General features: G+C 69.0%; 17 protein-coding genes. 10 read left to right on the top strand and 7 right to left on the bottom strand.

Annotated features, from left to right (window positions below):
- Nucleotides 1-11: 11 nt before the first annotated feature.
- Complete coding sequence (locus ACFYXF_RS28915) at nt 12-932, bottom strand: peptidoglycan-binding protein (RefSeq protein ID WP_389353764.1); 921 nt, start codon at nt 930-932, stop codon at nt 12-14.
- A gap of 511 nt (nt 933-1,443) precedes the next feature.
- On the opposite strand from ACFYXF_RS28915, the gene ACFYXF_RS28920 reads away from it, so the two are divergent.
- The 6 genes from ACFYXF_RS28920 to ACFYXF_RS28945 all read left to right on the top strand — a co-directional run bounded on the left by ACFYXF_RS28920 (nt 1,444) and on the right by ACFYXF_RS28945 (nt 8,708).
- Nucleotides 1,444-3,246, top strand: coding sequence for a glycoside hydrolase family 3 protein (locus ACFYXF_RS28920; RefSeq protein ID WP_389353766.1), 1,803 nt, complete (start codon nt 1,444-1,446; stop codon nt 3,244-3,246).
- Nucleotides 3,247-3,597: 351 nt separating this feature from the next.
- On the top strand, nt 3,598-4,284 hold the full coding sequence (locus ACFYXF_RS28925) for a hypothetical protein (protein WP_389353768.1): 687 nt from the start codon (nt 3,598-3,600) through the stop codon (nt 4,282-4,284).
- A gap of 171 nt (nt 4,285-4,455) precedes the next feature.
- Entirely contained in the window at nt 4,456-7,293 is a 2,838-nt protein-coding gene (locus tag ACFYXF_RS28930; protein ID WP_389353770.1) for a nitrate- and nitrite sensing domain-containing protein, read from the top strand.
- Nucleotides 7,290-7,718: a roadblock/LC7 domain-containing protein gene (locus ACFYXF_RS28935; RefSeq protein ID WP_389353772.1), complete on the top strand. Its 429-nt coding sequence runs from the start codon at nt 7,290-7,292 to the stop codon at nt 7,716-7,718. Before ACFYXF_RS28930 ends, ACFYXF_RS28935 begins: the two co-directional genes overlap by 4 nt.
- Nucleotides 7,715-8,104, top strand: a complete 390-nt coding sequence (locus ACFYXF_RS28940; protein WP_389353774.1) for a DUF742 domain-containing protein — start codon at nt 7,715-7,717, stop codon at nt 8,102-8,104. The genes ACFYXF_RS28935 and ACFYXF_RS28940 overlap by 4 nt, the downstream gene beginning before the upstream one ends.
- Nucleotides 8,085-8,708: an ATP/GTP-binding protein gene (locus ACFYXF_RS28945; protein WP_389353776.1), complete on the top strand. Its 624-nt coding sequence runs from the start codon at nt 8,085-8,087 to the stop codon at nt 8,706-8,708. The genes ACFYXF_RS28940 and ACFYXF_RS28945 overlap by 20 nt, the downstream gene beginning before the upstream one ends.
- Before the next feature lie 72 nt (nt 8,709-8,780).
- Here ACFYXF_RS28945 and ACFYXF_RS28950 read toward each other — a convergent pair whose 3' ends face one another.
- From ACFYXF_RS28950 to ACFYXF_RS28970, 5 genes are all read right to left on the bottom strand, one after another.
- Nucleotides 8,781-10,232: a S28 family serine protease gene (locus ACFYXF_RS28950; RefSeq protein ID WP_389353778.1), complete on the bottom strand. Its 1,452-nt coding sequence runs from the start codon at nt 10,230-10,232 to the stop codon at nt 8,781-8,783.
- A 130-nt stretch (nt 10,233-10,362) separates the two neighbouring features.
- On the bottom strand, nt 10,363-10,722 hold the full coding sequence (locus tag ACFYXF_RS28955; protein ID WP_389353937.1) for a hypothetical protein: 360 nt from the start codon (nt 10,720-10,722) through the stop codon (nt 10,363-10,365).
- Nucleotides 10,723-10,896: 174 nt separating this feature from the next.
- Entirely contained in the window at nt 10,897-14,640 is a 3,744-nt protein-coding gene (locus ACFYXF_RS28960) for an ABC transporter ATP-binding protein (RefSeq protein ID WP_389353780.1), read from the bottom strand.
- Nucleotides 14,641-14,733: 93 nt separating this feature from the next.
- Complete coding sequence (locus ACFYXF_RS28965; protein WP_389353782.1) at nt 14,734-15,777, bottom strand: esterase-like activity of phytase family protein; 1,044 nt, start codon at nt 15,775-15,777, stop codon at nt 14,734-14,736.
- 86 nt (nt 15,778-15,863) lie between these two features.
- Nucleotides 15,864-16,736 carry a serine hydrolase gene (locus ACFYXF_RS28970; RefSeq protein WP_389353784.1) on the bottom strand — a complete coding sequence of 291 codons (873 nt, stop codon included), beginning with the start codon at nt 16,734-16,736 and terminating at the stop codon, nt 15,864-15,866.
- Nucleotides 16,737-16,943: 207 nt separating this feature from the next.
- Between ACFYXF_RS28970 and ACFYXF_RS28975 the strand changes: the two genes are divergently transcribed.
- The 4 genes from ACFYXF_RS28975 (at nt 16,944) to ACFYXF_RS28990 (ending at nt 21,916) form a co-directional block, all read left to right on the top strand.
- The gene (locus ACFYXF_RS28975; RefSeq protein ID WP_389353786.1) at nt 16,944-19,262 is read left to right on the top strand and encodes an ArnT family glycosyltransferase; all 2,319 of its coding nucleotides are present in this window, start codon (nt 16,944-16,946) and stop codon (nt 19,260-19,262) included.
- Nucleotides 19,263-19,495: 233 nt separating this feature from the next.
- The gene (locus tag ACFYXF_RS28980) at nt 19,496-20,305 is read left to right on the top strand and encodes an endonuclease I family protein (RefSeq protein WP_389353788.1); all 810 of its coding nucleotides are present in this window, start codon (nt 19,496-19,498) and stop codon (nt 20,303-20,305) included.
- 260 nt (nt 20,306-20,565) lie between these two features.
- Complete coding sequence (locus tag ACFYXF_RS28985) at nt 20,566-21,102, top strand: hypothetical protein (RefSeq protein WP_389353790.1); 537 nt, start codon at nt 20,566-20,568, stop codon at nt 21,100-21,102.
- Between the two features lie 466 nt (nt 21,103-21,568).
- On the top strand, nt 21,569-21,916 hold the full coding sequence (locus ACFYXF_RS28990; protein ID WP_389353792.1) for a hypothetical protein: 348 nt from the start codon (nt 21,569-21,571) through the stop codon (nt 21,914-21,916).
- Between the two features lie 331 nt (nt 21,917-22,247).
- Here ACFYXF_RS28990 and ACFYXF_RS28995 read toward each other — a convergent pair whose 3' ends face one another.
- On the bottom strand, nt 22,248-22,934 hold the full coding sequence (locus ACFYXF_RS28995; RefSeq protein ID WP_389353794.1) for a hypothetical protein: 687 nt from the start codon (nt 22,932-22,934) through the stop codon (nt 22,248-22,250).
- Nucleotides 22,935-23,663: the final 729 nt, after the last annotated feature.

Below are 23,663 nucleotides of genomic sequence, written 5' to 3' on the forward strand. Positions count from 1 at the left end.
CCCCCTACAAGTCACGAGAACAGCAGGCGCCACGTCAGTGGGCCCGGGTAGCCGTCCGCGTCGCCGCGGAGTTCCTTGCGGGACTTCTGGAAGTCGCGGACGTTGAGGCGGTCGGCCTCGCCCCAGCTGCGGCTCGGGCCGACCTTGTAGTGGTCGCCGAAGCCGCGCTTGACGAGCTGCTTGCCGAGCTTGAGGACGTGGTCGTTCACGGCGCCCTCCTTGAAGTACTTGCGGCCCGGGTAGGCGGGCACCACGACCGGCTTGGGCACGGTCGGCGTCGGGGTGTCCTCGTCGTCGACGTCCAGTTCGGCCTTGGCGTACTTGACGATCGCGGAGAAGTCGATCCCGCCCGGGTCGCCGTGGTCGTTCTCCGGGACGTGCATGTGTCCGCAGACGCCCTTGAAGGCCTTCCACTCCGTGAAGGACAGCCGCTGGCCGCCGGCGTCGGCGTACGAGGTCGGGTAGTCCGGCCACAGCTTCGGGCCGGCCAGTGCCACGCCGTGCTCCTCGTGCATCCAGGCCAGGAACAGCGCGACCGACTTCAGCGCCCAGTCGGGGGCCTCGGGCCAGTAGATGTGCGCCTGGCCCGCCGTCGTCCACTTCTTGTGCGTCTTGGGGTCGCAGGTGCCGACCAGCTCCACCTGGGTGACGTTGAGCGTGTTGGTCTCGACACCGCCGCGCTTGTTGGCGAGGGCCCGGGACGAGGTCTCTATGTCGAAGTGCTGGTACCACTTCAGCTTCTTCGCGGTGAGGTCCGGCACCGCCGTCAGGTTCGGCGCGATCGAACCACCGCTGTACGTGGGCAGGCTGCGCCCCTCGGTGGTGTGCAGGACGACGACGTTGACCTGCATCGGGTCGCCCGGATAGTCGTCCTGGTACCAGTTCGCCCGGCTGGCGCCCGGGTATCTCTGAGGTCCTGTCTTCGTTGTCATCCCTTGCCTCCTGTGTCTCGGCTTCCCCTGGGCCGGTCCCCCGACAGGCGCTGCTGCGGTGAGAACACGCAGGGCATTGGTGGGATCATCGCCCAACTAGCCAGGAATGTAAGAGGGTTGGCGGGATTCCGGCGTGTCGGTCCGGTTACGAATCGCCCCGCGTGGGTATCGCACCCGCCCCGCCGTCCACCCCCGTACCAACTTTCCGATTTCGGCCGGATTCCGGGAACCCACCTCGCCCCGCCCCCGTCCAACCGACACGACTGCCGGATGAGTCACCGTGGCGCGGTGTCGGCCTCGCTGCTGGCTGCGATCGCTGACCTACCCTCTCCAGCCGCCTGCGGCCGGCAGCGAGCCGTCACCGGCGCGCCCCCCTCCGATGCGCCGGTGACGGCCCCTTTCCGGGGAAAAGCGGCCATCTCCCGTTAGTGTGCGCACCCTTGACTGGAAGAAACTTCCCGGTTATTCGTGACTTCTCGGAAGTTTCCTTCACGAGGGAAGGAGCGCCCCCGTGCGCGACTCCGGCACCACCAGACGTGCTCTTCTCGCCGCGACCGCCGGCACCGGCGCCGCGCTCGCCCTCGGGGGTGAGGCACAGCCGTACGACAGTGACGCGCGGCTCCGGCGGATCGTCGCCGGGATGACCCTGGAGGAGAAGGTCGGTCAGCTGTTCGTCATGCGGGTGTACGGACACTCCGCCACCGCGCCCGACCAGGCCGACATCGACGCCAACCTCAAGGAGATCGGCGTCCGGACGGCCGCCGAGCTGATCGCCAGGTACCGGGTCGGCGGGATCATCTACTTCTCCTGGGCGCACAACACCCGCGATCCGCATCAGATCGCCGACCTCAGCAACGGGATCCAGCAGGCCTCGCTCGGCCTTCCCCGCGGACTGCCCGTGCTCATCTCCACCGACCAGGAGCACGGGATCGTCGGCCGCGTCGGCAAGCCCGCCACCCTCCTCCCCGGCGCCATGGCCCTCGGCGCGAACGCCTCGCGCACCGACGCCCGTACGGCGGGCAGCATCAGCGGCGCCGAACTGCGCGCCCTCGGCATCCGCCAGGACTACGCGCCCGTCGCCGACGTGAACGTCAACCCGGCCAATCCGGTGATCGGCGTACGGTCGTTCGGCGCCGATCCGAACGCCGTCGCGGGGCTGGTCGCCGCACAGGTCACCGGGTACCAGCGGGCCTCCGTCGCCGCCACCGCCAAGCACTTCCCGGGGCACGGGGACACCGCCGTCGACAGCCACTACGGCTTCCCCGTCATCGAGCACACGCGCGAACAGTGGAACACCATCGACGCTCCGCCGTTCCGCGCCGCGATCCGCGCCGGCATCGACTCGATCATGACCGCGCACATCATGGTCCCGGCCCTCGACGCCTCCGGCGACCCCGCGACCCTCTCCCGCCCGATCCTCACCGGCATCCTCCGCGAGGAACTCGGTTACGACGGGGTCGTGGTGACGGACTCGCTGGGCATGCAGGGCGTACGGGAGAAGTACGGGGACGACCGGGTTCCGGTGCTGGCGCTCAAGGCCGGGGTCGATCAACTCCTGAACCCGCCCTCGCTCGACATCGCCTGGAACGCCGTCCTCACGGCCGTACGGCAGGGCGAGTTGACCGAGGCGCGGCTCGACGCGTCGATCCTGCGCGTCCTGCGGCTCAAGAACCGGCTCGGGCTGCTCGACCGGCCGTACGTCACCCACGCCGGCGTCGACCGGGCCGTCGGGGTCACCGGCCATCTCGGCGCCGCCGACCGGATCGCCGAGCGGACCACCACCCTTCTCGTCAACGAGCGGAAGCTGCTGCCCCTTTCGAGGGTCACGCAGAAGAACGTGCTCGTCGTCGGGGCCGATCCCGCCTCGCCGTCCGGTACGACCGGCCCGCCGACCACCGTTCTCGCGGGCGCCCTCACCGAGCTGGGCTTCACCGCGACCGCCCTCTCGACCGGCACCGCACCCTCCGCCGCCGTCATCGCGCGAGCCGTCGCCGCCGCCGGGGAGGTGGACGCGGTGGTCGTCGGGACGTACAACGTCAGTGCCACGAGCAGCCAGCGGACCCTGGTCGCCCAACTCCTCGCCACCGGGCGGCCGGTGGTGTGTGTCGCCGTCCGCAACCCCTACGACGTGGCCCAACTGCCCGCTGTACAGGCCTATCTGGCCTCGTACTCCTGGACCGACGTCGAACTCCGGGCCGCCGCAAGGGTGATCGCGGGGCGGGTCCGACCGCGCGGCAAGCTGCCGGTGCCGGTGCTGGACGCGGAGGATCCGACGCGGGTGCTGTATCCGATCGGCCACGGGCTGTCGTACTGACGGTTGTCGGTGCACTGCGGCGCCGTGGGGGCTGGTCGCGCAGTTCCCCGCGCCCCTAGGTGGGTGGTCGGCGCCCCTCGTCCAGAGGGGCGCCGACGGTTTTCAGGGGCGCGGGGAACTGCGCGACCAGCCCCCGCCGGGCCCGCAGCCGACAACGCACCACCCCCCTTCAGCCCGCAGCCGAACCGTAGTTGATCTCGCCGAACCCGCTCGGGAACGGGAAGCAATGCGGCGTACACGCCGTACGCCGCACAACCGGCGCACCACCCCCAATAGGCGCAAATCCTCTGGACATCTGGCGTGGCCCACACGGTGAGGGCCACGCTGAGCGGGGGTACTCGGGGGGATGCGATGCGCAAGAGGCGTTCTGTGGGAGTGGTGCGCGTGCGGGTGTTCGCCTGCGCGCTGCTGGCTGTGGTCGCGCTGTTCATGGGGACGGGGTGCCAACTGGCGTCGGATGGTGGCGCGTCGGACGACTCCGCGGCGGGGACCTCCGGTGCCGCCGACGGTACGGCGGTCGACCAGCGGCCGGTGCCGCCCCGGCCCACCGGATACGGCACCGTCTTCCTCTCCGTCGACGAGTGCAGCTCCTTCGGCACCACCAGCTTCACCGAGGTGCCCTGCACCAGTGAGCGGGCGGCGGCCCGGGTCGTGGCCCGGTACGACGGCAAGGTGAGCGCCGGTCCTGCATGCCCGGCGACGACCGACTTCGTGCTGCACATCAGCGAACAGCGGCCCGCCGCCGACGAGGACGGCGACGGGACCGTCCCGCAGGGCTACTCCTGCATGCGCAACCTCCAGGCCCCGCACCCCGGCGACCCGGGCGGCGGCGGAGGCCCGCGCACGATCGTCGGCGACTGCGTGTACGGCGCCGGGCAGGGGGAGGTGCGCGAGACGGCGTGCGACGGGACCGGCGAGAAGAAGCCGGAGTACAAGGTGACCGAGGCCGTGGTGAAACGCGTCAACTGCCCTGCCTCCACCGCCCTTTACGTGCAACTGGGCGGGGAACGGCCGGTGGGCTGCGCGAAAGCGGTGTGAGAGATTCCATTTTTTCGGGCAAGGTTGGGCGAATGTCGGGCGAATAACGAGTCGCTCCCATTCACTGGAACAACTGTTGTGGTGAATTCGTGAATCGATAGGCTCCCCCTGTCATGGCGCGGACCCCTTCTTTTCGGACAGTCCGCCACCACTCACATGCCGGGAACCTCTGTGGCACTCCACGCACGCACGGCACAACAGCAGCAGGACCGGGCTCCGAAGGCTCAGGCGGCTCCGAAGCGCCAGTTGTCGCTCCGGACGATCCTGCTCGTCCTGGCCCTGGTGCCCTGTCTCGCCCTGGTGGCCCTGGGCGCGATGAACTCGGCCCAGCTCTACGGCGACTGGCGGACCGTCCATGACCGCAACGAGGAGGGGAAACGCTTCGGCACCCCGCTCGTCACCGTCTTCTTCAACCTCCAGGCGGAGCGGCGGCTGAGCACGGCGGCGCTCGCGGACCCCAAGGCCGGCCGGACCGAGCTGACCCGGCAGCGCACGCGCACCGACAAGTCCGTACAGAGCCTCGAAGCGGTCGGCACCGCCCCGTCCTCTCTCACCGAGGCCTTCCAGGAGGTCACCCTCGGTCTGAAGAAACTGCCCGACTACCGGGACGCCGTGGACCGGCGGTCCACCGGCCGGCAGCAGACCTTCGACGCCTACACGAGCGTGATCGCGTCGAGCATGCATCTGCTGGAGGACTTCAGCAACGTCGGCTTCGGTGAGACGTCGGTCCTCGTCCGGCCGGCGCTCGACGCGCAGTGGGGCCTGGAGATGCTCTCGCGCGAGGACGCGATCATCGCCGCCGGAGCGGCGAGCGGCCGGCTCACCGCCGAGGAGCGCTTCCAGCTGGCCGAGACGATCGGCAGCGAGCAGCACATCTACAGCGACAAGGTCGTCCCGCAGCTGCCCGCCGACCGGGCCAAGGCCTACCGGGCCGTGCTGTCCGGCGCCGACTGGAAGCGCAAGACCTCGGTCGAGCAGCGCCTGTTGAACACCGAGGACGCCGACAACAGCGGCCGGACCGCCGTCTCCGCCGCACAGGGCAAGGAGTGGCAGCGGAGCCTCGCCGGGATGACCCCCGCGCTGATGAAGGCGAGCAACGACTACTCCGACGACCTCGTCGCCGCCACCGAGGACGAACTCGGCGGTCTGATGACCGACATGATGGTCAACAGCGCGGTGAGCACGGCGGCCGTGCTGCTGATGCTGTTCATCTCGCTGCGCCTCACCGGCATGCTGCGCCGCCGGATCTTCGGGCTGCGCGCCGAGGCCCTCCGGCTCCAGGAGCGGCTGCCCGACATCGTGGAGCGGCTGCGCAACGGCGAGAAGGTCGACACCGACGCCGAACTGCCCGAGATCCGGCACGGCGACGACGAACTCGGCCAGCTCGGCCAGGCCCTCAACCAGGCCCGCACCTCGTCCCTGGACACCGCCGTGCGGGAGATCGAGCTGTACCGCGGCTTCGAGCGGCTGCTGCAACGCATCGCCCGGCGCACCCAGTTGCTGATCGGCATGCAGCTGAAACGTCTCGGCGAGATGCAGCGGCGGCACGAGGACCCCGAGGTCCTCGAAGGCCTGTTCGACCTCGACCACCTGGCGGCCCGGCTGCGCCGCTACGAGGAGAACCTGGTCATCCTCGGCAGCGGCACCCCGCAGCGACGCTGGCGCCGGCCCGTTCTGCTGCTGGACATCCTGCGCTCGGCCCAGGGCGAGGTGCAGGACTACCGGCGCATCCGGATCGACACAGACGGCGAGACCTGGCTGACGGAGCGTGCCGTCGGTCCGATGGTCCATCTCCTCGCGGAGCTGATGGAGAACGCGGTGTCGTTCTCCCGGCCGCCGACCCCGGTCGAGGTGACCGCCTCCCAGGTGGGGCGCGGGATCGCGATCGAGATCGAGGACCGCGGCATGGGCATGGACCCGGAGCAGTACGCCGAGGCGAACGAGCTGATGGCCAGCCCGCCCCGGATGGACGTGATGTCCCGCGCCGACGACGCCCGGCTCGGCCTGTACGTCGTGGCCCGGCTCGCCGCCAACCTGGGCCTCCAGGTGGAGCTGCGGCCCTCGTCGTTCGGGGGCACCCGGGTCGTCGTGCTGGTCCCCGCGGAGCTGATCACGGGCGGCCAGCAGATCCCGGCGCGGCCCGCCTCGCTCCCGGCCTCACCGTCGGCACCGGTCCCGGACCGCCCAGCGCTCCGCGCGTCGACCGCCCGCCCTACACACCCGGCTGCCTCGGACCCGCTCACGCTCCACGGCGCGCCCGCGTATCCCGGGCAGACGGACGCGCCCGCACCGTCGGCGGCCCCCTTCCCGGACCCACTCACGCTCCGCGGAACCCACGACCGTCCCGGCACCCCGGCGGCCCCCTCCCCGGACCAGCTCACGCCCCGCGGAACCTCCGACCGCCCCGGCACCTCGGCAGCCCCCTTCCCACTCCACGGAACCTCCGACCATCCCGGCACCCCGACAGCCCCCTTCCCGGACCAGCTCACGCCCCGCGGAGCCCCCGACCGCCCCGGACCGGCGGACTCCCCCGCCCGCCCCGCACCCCGGACGCGCGGTGCGCACGCCGGTGAGCAGGAGGGGTACGCCCGTCCGCTGATCGGCCCCTGGATCGCACCGTCGGCACCGTCCGGGTCGGCGTCCGGGTCGGCGGCGCCGTCGGCCCGCCCCTCGCAGGCCCCCGCCCAGGCGTCCAACGGCAGTCAGAACCCCCTCCCCCGGCGCGTCCGGCAGGCGAGCCTCGTCACCGAACTCCGGGAGCCGCCTCCCTCGTATCCCTCGTACCCCGCCGCCGAACAGCCGCGCACCGACCCCGCCGGCGCTTCCGTGCCGCCCCTGCCCCGGCGGAAGGGAGCCAGGTCCGGCGCCACCGTCGGTGCCTTCCAGCGCCAGTCCCGGGCCTCGCGGCTCAGGCCCGACGCGGACAACCAGCCCGCATACCAGACCGACCACCAGCCCACGCACCCCTCACCGGGACCCGACCGGGCCCGGAAGGAAGACGGACGATGACTCTGCGAACCACTGCCACCAACTCCGACCTCGACTGGCTGCTCGACCGTCTGGTCGACCAGGTTCCGGGCACCCGGAACGCCATCGTGCTGTCCGACGACGGGCTGGTGGTGAGCCAGTCCAACAGCATCGCCCGGGTCGACGCGGAACGCCTGGCCGCCATCGCCACCGGTCAGCAGAGCCTGGCCCGCGGTGTCGGTGAGGTCTTCGGCGGCGGTGCCGTCCACCAGGTCATCATCGAGCTGGACGACATCTGGCTGTTCATCAGCTCGGCCGGGCGGGGCACCCACCTCGCGGTCGTGGCGGACCAGGAGGTCGACGCCGAGATCATGGCCGTGGCGATGGACACCCTCGTACAGCAGGTCGGGCAGCGGCTGGGGACCGAGGTGCGGGTCCAGCGCCTGGAGGGCGGGGGGCGTGAGTGAGCCACTGGGCGGACGCGTCGCCGGACGACGACGATGCCGAGGAGAGTCTCGTCCGGCCGTACACGATCACCCATGGGCGTACGGCCTCGGTACGTGACGACCTCACCCTCATCACGGTGATCGCCACCGTCTCGCCGGCCGAGCGGCCCGCCGACCGGGGGCTGCAACCCGAGCACCGGGTGATCCTGCGGCAGTGCCGTACGCCGGTGGCGCTCGCCGAGGTCGCCGCCGAGCTGAATCTGCCCGTGGCGGTTACGAAGATCCTCGTCGGCGACCTCATCACGCTGGACCGGGTGACTGCCCGGCCGCCGCTCGCGGTGGCCGTCGGCCAGGAACCGGACATGACTCTTCTTCAGGCGGTGAAGGATGCCCTACTCAGACTCTGACGAACAGGCCGGGTCACAGGCGTCCGCGGCCGGGACGCCCACCGCGCCCGCCGCGGTGAAAATACTGATCGCGGGCGGCTTCGGCGTCGGCAAGACCACCATGGTCGGCTCCGTGAGCGAGATCCCGCCGCTGCACACCGAGGAGCAGCTGACCGTCGCGGGGCTCGGGGTCGACGACCTCGACGGGGTGGAGCGGAAGACCACGACCACCGTGGCGCTGGACTTCGGCCGGATCACGGTGAGCAGCCAGCTGGTCCTCTATCTGTTCGGGACGCCCGGCCAGGAACGCTTCTGGTTCATGTGGAACGACCTGGTGCACGGGGCGCTCGGCGCGGTCGTCCTCGCGGACACCCGGCGGCTGGAGAGCAGTTTCGCGTCGATCGACTTCTTCGAGAGCCGTGGCGTTCCGTTCGTGGTCGGCGTCAACTGCTTCCACGGGATGCGGGACCGCACGGTGGAGGAGGTACGGGACGCGCTCGACCTGGACCCGGGGGTCCCGGTCGTCATGGGTGACCTCCGGGAGCGGCTGGACAGCCGGGACCTGTTGCTGGCCCTGGTCAATCTGCTGATGGCGGGTCGGCCGCCGGCGGCGATCGGCGGCTGACACGAGCACGGGCTCGACGGCAGCCGCCGTCGAGCCCGTGTCGCATTCAACTACCCATGCTTTCCACAGCCGTTACGGCCGCAGCGTGGGCTCGCGCTCGATGTTCCGCTTGTCGAGCCTGGCGTCGTACGTCGCCAGCGGCTTGGCCACCGACGGGTTCGACTGGACGGCGGTCGAGGCGACGCCGGCCCACTCCAGGATGCGGGCCGTGGCGAACGCCTTCTGCTCGGGGACCAGAGCCGCGACGTTCGCGCCGTGGTTCAGGCCGGGGGCGGTGAAGACGTACGAGTCCTTCGCGCCCTTGCCCAGGCGGAACTGCTCGGCGCCCCACGGGTCGTTCTGCCCGTACACGAACAGCATCTGGTTCGCGCGGTGCTTGACCCAGTTGTCGACGTCACGCATCGCCCGCGGCTGGAACTTCATCGAGATGTCCCGGGGGACGAAGTTGCGCGGCGGCTGGTAGCCGTAGCGAATGTACTTCTTCTCGATGTGCGGGAACTTGATGGTGGGCGCGCCGAGTTGGGTGCCCGCCTGGTAGTAGTACGGCGTGTACGGCTCCAGGCCCTGGTCGGTGTAGAAGGAGAACCCGGAGATCGTGTCGATCGAGGTCCAGATGTCGTCGTCGGTCGCGTTCTTCGCGTCCGCCGGGATGGACTCGCAGTCGGCGAGCAGGCTGTACTGCCAGAAGCCCCAGACGTAGTCGAGGACTACGGCCTCGTACGCGCGGTCCAGGCTGCCGATGGTGTCGAAGGTGAAGCCCTCGGCGGCGGCGACCTCCGCGTACCGCTTCTCCAGCGGCTCCCGACGGACGAGCGCCTCGCGCTGCACGCCGTTCAGCCGGTCGCGGCACTCCTTGGTGCCGACGGTGGCGAAGAACCGGTCGTAGGCCGAGTCCTCGTTGTTCACCACGTCGTTGGGGGCGACGTACGCGACGACGCCGTCCATGTCACGCGGGTAGAAGCGCTCGTAGTACGTGGCGGTCATACCGCCCTTCGAACCGCCCGTGGACAGCCACTTCTTGGTGTAGATCTTCTTCAGCGCCGTGAAGACGCGGTGCTGGTCGCTGGCCGCCTGCCAGATGTCCAGCTTGGACCAGTTGGCCGGGTCGGGCCGGGACGGCGTGAAGAAGCGGTACTCCAGGGAGACCTGGTTGCCGTCGACGATCCGCGTCGGCTCGCTGCGACTGGGGTTCGTGTTGACGAAGTACCCGCTGGTGAAGAAGACCGTCGGGCGCGAGACGTCCTTGTGCAGGACGGTGATCCGCTGCTGGAACGTGCCCTTGGACGGGTGCCGGTGGTCGATCGGCTGGGTGTAGTTGAGGACGAAGTACCGGTAGCCGGTGTACGGCTTCTCCTGGATCAGGCTCATGCCCGGGATCGCGAGGAGCTGGTCCTTGATGTCCGCGGTACTGGTCGTTCGCGTGGTGCCGGTGGCCTCCGGCTGAGCGGCGGTCGCCGCTCCGGCCGTACTCAACGTGCCTATGAGCACGGTGAGCGCCAGCAGCCATCTGAGCGCCTTGCGCATGCACCCTCCCCTATGAAACATCTGTGCGCCGGAAGCTATCGGAGCAACTGCCGGACGCACCAGGGGAGATAGGGAAATCCCTCGGGCAGGGGATCGGTAAATAGGGTGCGAGCAGAGTGTCGGGAGGGGCTCAACACCGAATCCAGCCAGAACTGACCGATCCTCGCCCAACCGTCCCCTTCACCCACACCTGCCGCCGTCCCGCGTGCACGGTGACCGGGCCGGCCCGTTTCGAGAACACGCCCTCGTCGACGACCGGGCGTCCGCCGCGCGCCTTCACGCTCACCGACATCCACTGGCGGACGCCGGGGCGCTTGGAGAGGGTGACTGCGCAGACGTAGCCGCTGCGCCGGTATATGTGTACCTCGCCGGTGGAGAAGGTGAGTGTGCGTGCCTTGCGGCCGGAGCAGGGCGCTGCCGCTTCGGCGGTTCCGGGGCTGGCCAGGGCGAGCATGCCGGCCGCGGTCAGCACGGCCAAGCCGAGGGCCATCCGTCGCCGTACAGAACCACCAGTCACCGTCGCCTCTCCCGTCGCCGCCGCGCTCTACCGTACTGATGTACGGACGCAGAGGGTGTGTCGAACGGTTGCGTGGTCTTTCGGCTGCCGGTCCGCTGTGGCTGGTCGCGCAGTTCCCCGCGCCCCTGCGGGGCGTTCAGTGTTCAGTCAGCGGGATGGCGACGTGACCGGTTCCTCCTGCTCCGGTGCTCCCACGAAGGTTCGCCACAACTCGGCGTATTGGCCGTCGAGTTGGAGGAGTTCTTCGTGGGTGCCGTCCTCCGCCACCCGGCCGTCGGACATGACCACGACTCGGTCGGCGCGGGCCGCCGTGGTCAGGCGGTGGGCTACCACCAGGGTTGTACGGCGGCCTGCCAAGCGGTCGGTGGCCTGGTTGACCTGGGCCTCGGTGGCCAGGTCCAGTGCCGCCGTCGCCTCGTCGAGGAGGAGGATGTCCGGGTCGACCAGTTCGGCGCGGGCCAGTGCGATCAGCTGGCGTTGGCCCGCCGAGAGGTTGCGTCCGCGTTCGGCGACCTCGTGGAGGTAGCCGCCGTCGAGGGTGGCGATCATCTCGTGGGCGCCGACCGCGCGCGCCGCCGCCTCCACCTGGGCGTCGGTGGCGTCCGGACGCCCGTACGCGATGGCGTCCCGCACGGTCCCCTGGAACAGGTACGCCTCCTGCGGCACGACCCCGAGGCGATGCCGGTACGAGGTGATGTCGAGGTCGCGCAGATCGGTGCCGTCTACGGTGACCCGGCCGCCGGTCGGGTCGTAGAAGCGGGCGACCAGCTTCACGAGCGTCGACTTGCCCGCGCCCGTCTCCCCGACGAAGGCGACGGTCTGCCCCGCCGGAATCGTCAACTGGACCTCGCTCAGGGCCTCTTCGTCGTCGCCGTACGCGAAGTCCACGCCCTCGAAGGCGATGTCACCGCGCAGGGACAGCACCTCCAGCGGCTCCTCGGCGGCCTCGGTGGAGGTCCGCTCCTGGAGGAGTTCCTGGATGCGGCCCAGCGACACCGTCGCCTGCTGGTACCCGTCGAAGACCTGCGAGAGCTGCTGCACGGGGGCGAAGAACAGGTCGATGTAGAGCAGGTACGCGACCAGCGCACCCGTCGTCAGCGTGCCGTTCTCGATCCGCCCCGCGCCGACGATCAGCACCGCCGCAGCCGCGACCGAGGCCAGCAGCTGTACGAAGGGGAAGTACACGGAGATCAGCCACTGGCCCCGGACACGCGCCCGGCGGTAGCTGTCGCTGCCCTCGGCGAACCGCTCGCCACCCGCCCGCTCACGCCGGAAGGCCTGCACGATCCGCAGCCCGGACACCGACTCCTGGAGGTCGGCGTTGACCAACGACACACGCTCACGGGCGAGTTCGTACGCCTTGACGCTGGCCCGGCGGAAGTAGAACGTGCCGACGACCAGCACCGGGATGGTCACGAACACGACGAGGGCCAGCTGTACGTCGATCACGACCAGGACGACCATGATGCCGAAGAAGGTGACGACGGAGACGAACGCGGTGACCAGGCCCGTCTGGAGGAACGTGGAGAGGGCGTCGACGTCGGTCGTCATCCTCGTCATGATCCGCCCGGTCAACTCCCGTTCGTAGTAGTCGAGTCCGAGGCGTTGCAGCTGGGCGAAGATCTTCAACCGGAGGGCGTACAGCACGCGTTCGCCGGTACGGCCCGTCATCCGCATCTCGCCGATCTGCGCCGCCCACTGGACTACGACGGAGACCAGGGCGAGCGCTGAGGCCACCCACACGGCGCCCAGGGCGAGTTGGGAGACGCCCGAGTCGATGCCGTGCCGGATCAGGATCGGCAGGAGCAGGCCCATGCCCGCGTCCATGGCGACGAGCCCGAGGCTCACCAGCAACGGCATGCCGAAGCCACGCAGCAGCCGCCTCAGCCCGTACGAGTCCTCGGGTGTGACCGCGCGGGCCTCGTCGATGGCCGGGGTGCCGTCGGCCGGGGGCAACGCCTCGACCTGGGCGAGGAGTTCGGGCGTGGCCGGCATCCCGTCGAACGCCGTGTCCTTGCGCTCCCGGTCACCGCTCCACAGCCTGGGGGTGACCCCACGCTCGGCGTCGAACTCGGCGTCCAGCTCGTCCCGTACGGAGGTGTCCTCGGGCGGCAGGGAGGGAAGCGCGCGGCCTGGCGAGACTCCGCCCAGCTCGTCCGGGTCGGTGAGCAGCCGCCGGTACAGGGCGGAACGGGCCTGGAGTTCCTCGTGGGTGCCGATGTCGGCGAGGCGTCCGGCGTCGAGGACGGCGATGCGGTCGGCGAGGCCGAGGGTGGAGCGGCGGTGGGCGATGAGGAGGGTCGTCCGGCCCTCCATGACGTGCTTCAGGGCCTCGTGGATCTCGTGCTCCACGCGGGCGTCCACGGCGGAGGTGGCGTCGTCGAGGACGAGGAGGCGGGGGTCGGTGAGGATCGCGCGGGCCAGTGCGACGCGCTGGCGCTGGCCGCCGGAGAGGGTGAGGCCGTGCTCGCCGACCTTGGTGTCGTAGCCGTGGGGCAGCTCGGCGATGAACCGGTCGGCCTGTGCGGCGCGCGCGGCGGTGAGGATCTGCTCCTCGGTGGCGTCCGGACGGCCGTACGCGATGTTGTTGCGGACGGTGTCGGAGAAGAGGAAGGAGTCCTCGGGGACGAGCCCGATCGCGGCCCGCAGCGAGTCGCTGGTCAGCTCGCGGACATCGTGGCCGCCGACGAGGACCGCGCCGCGCGTCACGTCGTAGAAGCGCGGGAGGAGGAGGGAGACGGTCGACTTGCCGGAGCCCGACGACCCGACGACGGCGAGGGTCTCGCCGGCCCGGATCTCCAGGCTGAGCCCGTCGAGGACCGGGCGCTCGGGGTCGTACCCGAAGGACACGTCGTCGAACTCGACGGTGGCCGGGGCGTCGGCGGGCAGGTCCTTGTGGCCGTCGGAGATGGAGGGCTTGGTGTCGATCAGTTCGAGGACGCGTTCGGTGCCGGCCCGCGCCTGCTGCCCGACGGTCAGCACCATGGCGAGCATGCGCACCGGCCCGACGAGCTGGGCGAGATAGGTGGAGAACGCGACGAACGTACCGAGCGTGATGTGCCCGCCCACGGCCAGCCAGCCGCCCACGGCGAGCATCGCGACCTGCCCGAGCACGGGCACGGCCTGGAGGGCCGGGGTGTAGACGGAGTTGAAGCGGATCGTCCGCAGCCGCCCCGCGAAGAGCCGCCGCCCGACCTCCCGGAGCTTCCCGGTCTCCTGGTCCTCCTGCCCGAACCCCTTCACCACGCGTACGCCGGTCACGGCGCCGTCGACGACACCGGCGACGGCGGCGGCCTGGGCCTGCGCGTACCAGGTGGCCGGGTGGAGCTTCGTACGGCTGCGCTTGGCGATGATCCACAGCGCGGGGGCGACGGCGAGGGCGACCAGGGTCAGCGGGATCGACAGCCAGGCCATGATCGCGAGGGACATCAGGAAGAGGAGCAGGTTCCCGATGGTCATCGGGAGCATGTAGAAGAGGCTCTGGATCAGCTGGAGGTCACTGGTGGCCCGCCCGACGATCTGCCCGGTCGACAGCTCGTCCTGGCGGCGCCCGTCGAGCCGGGTGATCGTCCCGAACATCTCCGTCCGCAGATCGTGCTGGACGTCGAGGGCGAGCCGGCCGCCGTAGTAGCGGCGGATGTAGGTGAAGACGTAGACGAGGACGGCGGCGACGACGAGCGCGCCCGCCCAGGGGGCCATCGAGCGGGTCTTGTCACCGATGACGTCGTCGATGATCACCTTGGTGATCAGCGGGACGATCGCCATGAGGGCCATACCGCCGAGGGAGGCGCCCAGGGAGAGCACGACGTCCTTCGGATACCGCCAGGCGTATCCGACCAGCCGCCGCGCCCATCCCTCTGCTACCGGCTCCCGCCCCCGCTGGTCTGTCACTCCGGTGCCTTTCGTAGATCCACACGTCCATACTCCGCCGGTAGGCACCAACGCGGGCGGAAGCGGATTTCATCCCTCCGCAACAAACACGGCTTATGCCGTACGGACCCGCAGGAAGTAGAAACGGGTCGTCTGTACGGCGTTCTGGTTGTCGTCGCTGACCAGGAGGACGCGCAGGCCGCCGTGGGTACGGCCGGTGACGACCATGCCCTCGATGTTGTCGAGGAGGGGGTTGGGCTGGGGCTGCTTGGCGGTCGCTCCCAGTGACGGGCAGTTCACGATGTCGGCGAGGAGGGTCTTCTTGACCAGGCGTACGCCGTCCTGCCCGGTGAGGTTCTCGACGCCGCTCGTGTCGCTGGCGCGGCGCGGGTCGGCCAGGTAGAGGCGGACGGTGTTGCCGACGCCGGAGGTGAAACCGCGCTCCAGGACGAGGAGGCGTCCGTCGGGGGTGGCCGCGACCTCGGGGACGCCCAGGCCGGTGTCGGTGCGGTAGGCGTACTGGGCGCCGAGGACGAAGTGGGCGCCCTTCCGCTCCCACGTCTGCCAGCGGACGATGCCCGTGGAGTCGCCGGAGATCGCGTACTCCATGGAGGCGAGGAGCGTACGGCCGCCGGGGAGGAGGGTGAGCCCCTCGAAGGTCTGGTTGGTGGTGGCGCGACCGGCCGGGGCGACCTGGAGCGCGGCCGGCACCGGGAGCCGGTTGAGGATGCGGCCGTCGCGGGAGTAGCGGCGTACGGAGGGTTCTGTCTCGGAGGAGACGAGCCGGGTGCCGTCCCGGTCGACGACCAGACCCTCGGAGTCGAGCGCGGCGCCGGTCTCGTCGGCGAGGGGGACGACGCTCGTCGGGCTCAGGGTCTTCCGGTCGAGGGTGAAGAGGGACGAGCGGTCGGAGAGGGCGGCGAGGTCGCCGTTCCGGTCGACGGCGAGCGCGGAGAAGTTGCCGACGAAGGTGCCGTCGTACGTCGTCTTGTCGAGGGCGTCGGAGAAGCGGTCGATCGAGACGGTGGGCGAACAGGCGTTACTGATGTACGAGTTGGCGTTCGCCGGTCCGGCGGCGGTCAGGCAGGTGGCCGCCGCCAGGCCGGCGGTGACGGTGGTGAGTACGGTTCGCAGAGATCGCTGAGGTCGCAGGCGCATGGCCGTCACCGTAGGTCGGGTCGGTGACGGCCGGGAGGCGCTGCGGTGAAGTCGGCCTGTGATCAGCTCTGTGATCGGCTCTGTGATCAGCTCGCTGCGAGGTCCCTGTGAACGACCTTGGCGACGCGTTCGATGGTCGTGATGCCGTAGTTCCAGGTGCTGTTGCCGTGCGTGAGCACCGAGATCATGTAGTCGTGGCCGCCGCCCTTGAACGAGCCGACGCTGTGCACCCGCCAGCCGTGCGAGGCGCGCTGCAGCCAGCCGTTCTTGACGTGCACGGAGACTCCGGAGGGCACGCCCTTCGGCGTACCCCAGCGCTGGGACGCGATGACCTGGTTCATCAACTTCAGGATGTACGCACGGGAGTTGTCGGTCAGGACCGCGTTGTGGATGGTCGTGAGCGCGAGAAGCTTCTGTTCGTCGCGGGCGGTGATCTGGGTGAGCCCCCAGTAGCCGTTGGCGCCGGGCCTGGTCTGGGTCATGTCGGCGGCGGCGAGGAAGCCCTTGATCTTCGTCACGCCGAGCTGGCTCCACAGCTTGGTGGTGGCGGCGTTGTCCGACTTGGTGATCATGGCCGTGGCGCGGCTCTTCTCCGTGGCGGTCAGGGCGCGGCCGGTCTTCTGGGCGTCCCAGAGCAGGGTCGCGAGGACGGTCACCTTGACGACACTGGCGGAGTCGAAGGCGGTCTGCGCCCGGTAGACGCAGGTGGTCTTGGTGGAGCGGTCGAAGACGCCGACGCCGATCGAACCCTGGCGCCCGGCGAGGGCGGAGGTGATGTCCCGCTTCAGCTTGGTGGCGAGGGCGGGCTTGGCGGACGTACAACTGACCGCCGCAGTGGCCGCGTTGGCGGGTGTCGCGGTGGCCAGCAGCGAGATCGCGGTGGCGGCGCCGACGACGACACCGAGTGCGCGGGCACGCGCGGATCTGGATGTCGCGGATCTGGCTATGTGGTGAGTCATGGAGGTTCCCCATCCCCGTGAAAGACGTCAGCGGCCCCCCGGCACGCTGGTCTCCTTTGACTCACATGCACGTACGAATGGTTGTACGCCTGCCCGATTTCCTTTGGGTAAAGCATGCACCGCACGTAACGCACTGTTGCCCGTATTCACAGGTGGCCCCCAGGTGCGCCACAGCCCTCACCCACCCCCCGTCCAGACGATTCGCTGGTGACATCTGCCACCGACCCACACCCCCACGCCCCGGAGACCCCCGCGGCCGCCGATCCCGCGGCCCCCGCGGCTCCACCGGCCCCCACCGCGCCAGGCACGCCCGGCACTCTCGAGAAGGCGCCGCGCTGGTCGCTGCCCGCGCTGCTCGCGATCATGGTGCTGGCCGGAGTCCTGTACTCCTGGAACCTCTCCTCCTCCGGCCTCAACAGCTTCTACAGCGCGGCCGTGCTGAGCGGCACACAGAGCTGGAAGGCGTGGTTCTTCGGCTCGCTCGACGCGGGGAACTTCCTCACCGTCGACAAGCCGCCCTTCGTCCTCATGGTCATGGGCCTGTCCTGCCGGGTGTTCGGCTTCGGCACCTGGCAGATGATGGCGCCGCTGATCGCGTCCGCGCTCGGCACCATCTGGATCCTGCACTCCTCCGTGAAGCGGGTGTTCGGACACGCGGCGGCGACCGTGGCCGCACTCGTCCTGGCCCTCACCCCGATCACCGTGGCCATCAACCGGGACAACAACCCCGACACGCTGCTGGTCTGCCTGATGGTGGCGGGCGCGGCCCTCGCCCTGCGCGCCACGCGTGACGGCAGGCTGCTGCCGCTGCTCGGCTCGGCGGTGTGCTTCGGTCTCGCCTTCAACACGAAGATGCTCCAGGGCTACATCGCCCTCCCGGCCGTCTTCGCGGTGTACCTCTTCGCGGCCAACCTGGGCCTCGTGAAGCGGATCGTGAACCTGCTCCTCGCGGGCGTCGCGCTCGCGGTGGCCAGCTTCTGGTGGGCGACGGCGGTCTCCCTGGTCCCGGCCGACGAACGTCCGTACATCGGCGGTTCGACGGACGGCAGCGCCTGGAACCTGATCATGGGCTACAACGGCCTCGGCCGCGTCTTCGGCGGCGAGGGCAACGGCGGGGGCGGCGGGGGCGGAGGCGGCGGCTTCTCCGGGACCGCGGGCATCGGCCGGATGTTCAACGAGATCCTGGGCGGCCAGATCTCGTGGCTGATCCCCTTCGCGGGCATCGCGCTGGTGGGCGGCCTGGTGTTGATCGGCAAGGCCCCGCGTACAGACGCGACTCGCGCCGCACTGCTGATGTGGGGCGGCTGGACGCTGCTCCACTACCTGACCTTCGCCATGGCCGAGGGCACGATGCACCCGTATTACACAACCGCCCTCGCGCCCGGCATCGCGGCGCTGTGCGGTGGCGGCGGAGTGCTGCTGCTGCGCGCGTTCCGCACCGACAAGCGCTGGGTGTGGGTGCTCCCGCTGGCGCTCGGCATCACGGGGGTCTGGTCGATAGTCCTCCTCCGCCGGACGTCCGACTGGAACGCGTGGCTGTGGCCGACGATCGCGGTGCTGATGGCGTTGGCGATCACGGGCCTGCTGGTCTTCCGCACCGGGCGGCGCGTGCAATTGTTGGCCGCCTCGGTGGTCGCGGCAATCGTCGCGGCGGTGGCCGGCCCGGCCGCGTACTCCTTCGCGGAGACGTCGGCGACGGGCGGCGGCATGGGCGGTACGAACCCGACGGCGGGCCCGTCGACGGGTGGCGGTATGGGTGGTCCGGGTGGCGGCGGGGGCGGTGGCAATCGTGCGGGCGGCGGCTTCCCCGGCGGTGGCGGCCAGGGCCAGCAGAACGGTCAGCAGCAGGGTGGCGGCCAGGCCGAGGGTGGTCAGCAGGGCGGTCAGATGGGTACGCCGCCCAGTGGCGGGATGCCCAGCGGGGCGCCCGGCGGCACCGGTCAGCAGGGCGGCGGTATGGGTACGCCTCCGGGCGGCACGAGCGGCACCGGCGGGGAGACCGGCGAGGCCGGCGGCCAGCAGCAGGGCGGACAGCCCGGCGGTATGGGCGGTGGCGGCGGAGGCATGGGCGGCGGCATGGGTGGCGGCGCCAGCACCGAGCTGATCACCTACCTGAAGAAGCACCAGGACGGCGCCAAGTGGCTGCTGGCGGTGTCCAATTCGCAGGGTGCGGCACAGCTGATCATGAGCAGCGGCGAGCCGGTGATCTCCATGTGGGGCTGGACCGGCACCGACAAGGCGATGACCCTGGCCAAGCTCAAGGAGCTGGTGAAAAAGGGCGAGTTGCACTACATCCAGCTCGGCGGCGGCATGGGCGGAGGGGGCGGCATGGGCGGCTCCAGCCTCAGCTCGGAGGTCACGGCGTGGGTGCAGGAGCACGGCACGGCGGTGAAGGAGAGCGAGTACAGCACGTCGTCGAACTCGACGTCGAACTCGTCGACGGAGGAGAGCGAGTCGGGCAGCACGCAGACGAGCACTCAATCCACGTCGTCGATCTACCGCCTGGACGCGTCGGACGTCAGCTGAGACCGACCGAATGACGCCGGGTGAACCATGTGGCCCCTGACCGGAGTTCCGGTCAGGGGCCACCCCTTTTTTCCTTGCTCTACGGCTCTACGCGCGTCAAATCGGGCCGGAATCAACCGAGTTGCCGCTTTAAGTCACGCAACGGACACGCGCAGTTCATTGCCTGAAACGCATGTCCATGTCACGCTCCCGGATGTCTCGCTCATTCGACACGCGTAGAACGGACACCCCCGATGCCCGCGACGCAGATACGCACCCGCCGTTGGAAGGCCGTGGCGCTCGCCACATCGACGGTTCTGGCCGCCCTCGCCATCCCCACGATGACGGCGACCCCGGCCGGCGCGACGACGACCGCGTACGACTCGACGTACTACAAGAACGCGATCGGCAAGACCGGCACGAGCCTCAAGTCCTCGCTGCACACGATCATCAGCAGCCAGACGAAGATCTCGTACTCCGCCGTCTGGAACGCGCTGAAGGTGACCGACCAGGACCCGAACAACAGCAGCAACGTGATCCTGCTGTACAGCGGCGTCTCGCGCAGCAAGTCCCTCAACGGCGGCGACGTCGGCGACTGGAACCGCGAGCACACCTGGGCCAAGTCCCACGGCGACTTCGGCGAGGCGATCGGCCCCGGCACGGACCTGCACCACCTGCGCGCCTGCGACGTCCAGGTCAACAGCACCCGCGGCAACCTGGACTTCGACAACGGCGGCAGCACCGTCACCAACGGCGGCGGCAGCACCGTCGACTCCGACTCCTTCGCCCCGCGCGCCGCGGACAGGGGCGACGTGGCCCGCATGATCCTCTACATGACCGTGCGCTACGAGGGCGACGACGGCTGGGCGGACCTGGAGCCCAACGAGAAGGTGGGCAACGGCAGCAACCCGTACATGGGCAAGCTCGCCGTCCTCAAGGCATGGAACGAGGCGGACCCGCCCAACGCCTTCGAGGAGCGCCGCAACGACCTCATCTACACCAACTACCAGGGCAACCGGAACCCGTTCATCGACCACCCGGAGTGGGTCGAGGCGATCTGGTAGACGGCCCGCCAACGGACGGACGTACGCCATACCCTGAACGCCCCGTGACGCACGGGGCGTTCTCCCTATTCAGTGCCGTGGGACAGTGCGAAATCCGTTGCCGCGGCCCCGGGATGGCGGTGTACGGTCGTGCCCTGGTGGTTTCCCGGCCGCCTCTGGGTCCGCGGGCAGAGCTGCAAGCTCACCGGTTGCGTATGAAGATCACTGGCAGATCTTCCAGCCCGATGTCGCGGACCCGCGGGCGCCGAGGAAGGACTGCCTTGTCCGATCAACCGCGCCGTCTCCCCGACCGGCCCAGCCTCCGCCACCTGAAGATCGAGGCGAAACGCCGCCTCTCCACAGGGGAGTTCGCGACACTTCACGAAGCCCAGCTGGCCATCGCCCGCGAACACGGGCTGCCGAGCTGGACCGCACTCAAGGAACGCATCGAGGCCGAGAACCCGGCGAGCCACGCCCTGACGCACGTGCGGTGGGTGATGTCGCGCTTCGCGGCAGCCGGCACCCCGGGATGGACACCCCCCGACGAGGAGGAACTGCGCCGACACTTCGACGATCGCTACCTGAGCCTCGTACCGACGGACTGGGTGACCCACCTGTTCAACACACTCGCCGCGCGACTGCGCGAGGGCCTCACCGACGTAGAGACCGAACCGCTGTACCTTCGCGCACACCTCGCCGACCTACGCATCGAGGCAACGACCGAGACCGAACCACCACACCGGCTGAGCAGTCTGCAGATGTACCCGGCGCGCGAACTCGGTACCGACCTCCCCGGTGAGCCGCCGACCTCTGGTTGAGCATGCGATCGAGTGACGGGGTCGAGCGGGGCTGGCCAATGTCAAGGAGCCTCATCGCCCTCGGGCAGAGCAAAAGCACTGCCGGGATTCAAAGGTGCGCATCACCGAGTGTCGGGAATGGACCAAAGAGTAGGCGAGGTCCGAGTACGAGGACGATGACCGACGGACCCGCCGGGCCCCTTCGAAACGTCCACGCGGCATGTCCGGCGGGACAAACTGGCATCAACGGCACTTACAGCCGCCATGCACGCTTGACACCGAGTCAGGGTGCAAGCCCCAGCCAGTCTGAGGGGACGTTGACTAGGCGATTGATGCTGGCAGAGCAAGAGGCGCAGCATGACCATATATGGAGGAGACTATTCCTCGCCGAGGTGGGCAAACCCAGCGCATGTCGGCCTCAGGGAATGACGAGCAGAGACGAGTCGAAGAAACTCGCCTATGGGAACAGCTCATACACGAAGGCGGAATGGTGTTCCAGATCGGCAACATCTTCCTGTTGGCCGAGTCACTCCTCGTTGTCGCCTACTCAGCCCTACTGGCGTCAAGCGACACCAACCGCACCAGCGAAATGCTGGCAGTACTGCGCGCGCTCGCGACGTTCGGCCTTACCACGTCAGCCGCTTGGTGCTACATGGCTCACCGGCAACTGCAGTTCGCCCAACGATTGGAAGATCGCGCCAAGTCCCGAATGTCCGACTATGCAGAATCAGTCTCTTACGCGAGTTCGCCAGGTTTGGAGTCCAAACTCCTCCTGGCGTATCTCATGCCGGTTGTGGCCGGGATCATGTGGACTCTGTTCCTGGTGATTGTGTAGTGAAGGATACGGACCAGGAGGCCGCTCAGGGTAAAGACAACCCACGGAGCGACCGTGTCTGGAGCGACGTCACCGAGCCGAAATCCATCCTCAAGTCTTGAGCACATCGCATCACAATCACACCAGAACGAGCGGGAGCAGCAGGGAATCATGGTGAAGATCGCCGAGTCTGATGAGGCTGGATACCAACTGCTTGTCCAGGTCGGCGCCTCAACCGACCATAGAAGGACGCAGCTTCCCAAGCCGAGGTGGCGGCATCGGCCGACTCTTGGCGACTTAGCTGGTCCTGAGCCCCAGCTTGCCAGCCGAAAGCGATATCTGCTCCGAGCCGTTATTTTTCACTCTTGCTTAGCTGCCCTGACCGCGCCGCTACCAGCACGCGTTGGGAGTAGACGCCTTCAGTCTTGAGATCATCGAGGTACGACGGGATATCGATCATGCAGTCGCTGCATGACGTGGGCTGCTGGATTTCGGGGTTGACGAGAACGGCCCTCCAGCGCGCACTTTCCGGTGGGTTCTTGACGGTCCAAGTGACCTTCCACTGACCGTTCTGAAGGATGTCTGCCCTAGGAGAGACCAGCCACTCATAAGACCTTCCCGAAGGAGATATCGCTTCGACGTCCGGTTGCGGTGCCTCGGCGATGACGTGAACCACCATGCCCTGCGGGACCTGGGTCACAGTTCCTGAGAACTCGTAGATCTTGCTTGACGGGCCGGTACCAGGCCGCTCAGTCCAGGAGTCGAGGCTGATTTTGGGAGGTGCTTCAGGCTGGTGAGGATCGGCCCCGGCGAGAGTGAACATTCCTGTGATCAGTGCGGCAAGCAGCCCACCGACCGCCCCTATCAAAGCGGTCGCTATGGACGTTGCCTCCAAGCTCTGCCTCAGCCCACTGCGGCGGTGATCTGCCGAGGCTTGAAGTGTCGGCCGGGCAGGCTCAGAGGGTGCGGAGTCTGAAGTTCCGTGGTCCGGCGCGCCAGGGCCGTTGCTGCTGAGGGCGCTTGTCGTTCCGGTTGCCATACAAACTCCACGTGCTGGGCTGAAACACGCGTCCCATGATGTCGGAAGGCAGGGCACCCAGAGGTGGGAAACCGGACTCGACAGCGCCCAACTCCTGTGTCCTTGAGCACAGTTGGCGCGACTGACTCCAAGCGCTGCGCTGACCTGAAAGGCGAGGCATTGGCCACAGGCAGGGGCATCGCGTGTCACCATCGGGTGGAGGGCCCGCGATGAGCTTCGCGGCACGTGCGGCGTAGTGGGGGAATCGTGCCAGCACTGACCTGGGGCGTCGTGGGCATAGGAGCCCTACTTGTCGTAGCCGCTGGATACTGGCGCCTCGTGGAGCAAGAACGGTTACGTCTGGGAGCAGATCCCCTCCGCTTCCGCTTCTTCAGGGTGTGGGTACCCCTTGTCATCGGTGTGGCAGCACTGGGCAAGCTCCCCCGAGCCTTGGACGCCTCATTCCCGGTCGTGGTCATGTCCGACCTGTTGAGCCTTGCGCCAGCCATCATTGCAGTTGGTCTGGGAGTGGTGGCCCCCAGAAGACGACGCTCGGAAGCCCGCACCACAACCGCACCAGATCCAACAGGGAACAGCGGGAAACCAGGGTGAAAGCAGACCAACCCGCAGAGACCGCAGCCCAGCCGTTCGCCCAGGTCAGCGCTCCAACCAGCCCCAAAGTGCCGCAGCTTCCCAAGCTGAGGGCACGCCGGTACGTACCCGCCGTCGCAGCCAGGGCAACCACATCCT

Source organism: Streptomyces sp. NPDC002680, from assembly GCF_042889145.1.
Taxonomy (GTDB): domain Bacteria; phylum Actinomycetota; class Actinomycetes; order Streptomycetales; family Streptomycetaceae; genus Streptomyces; species Streptomyces adonidis.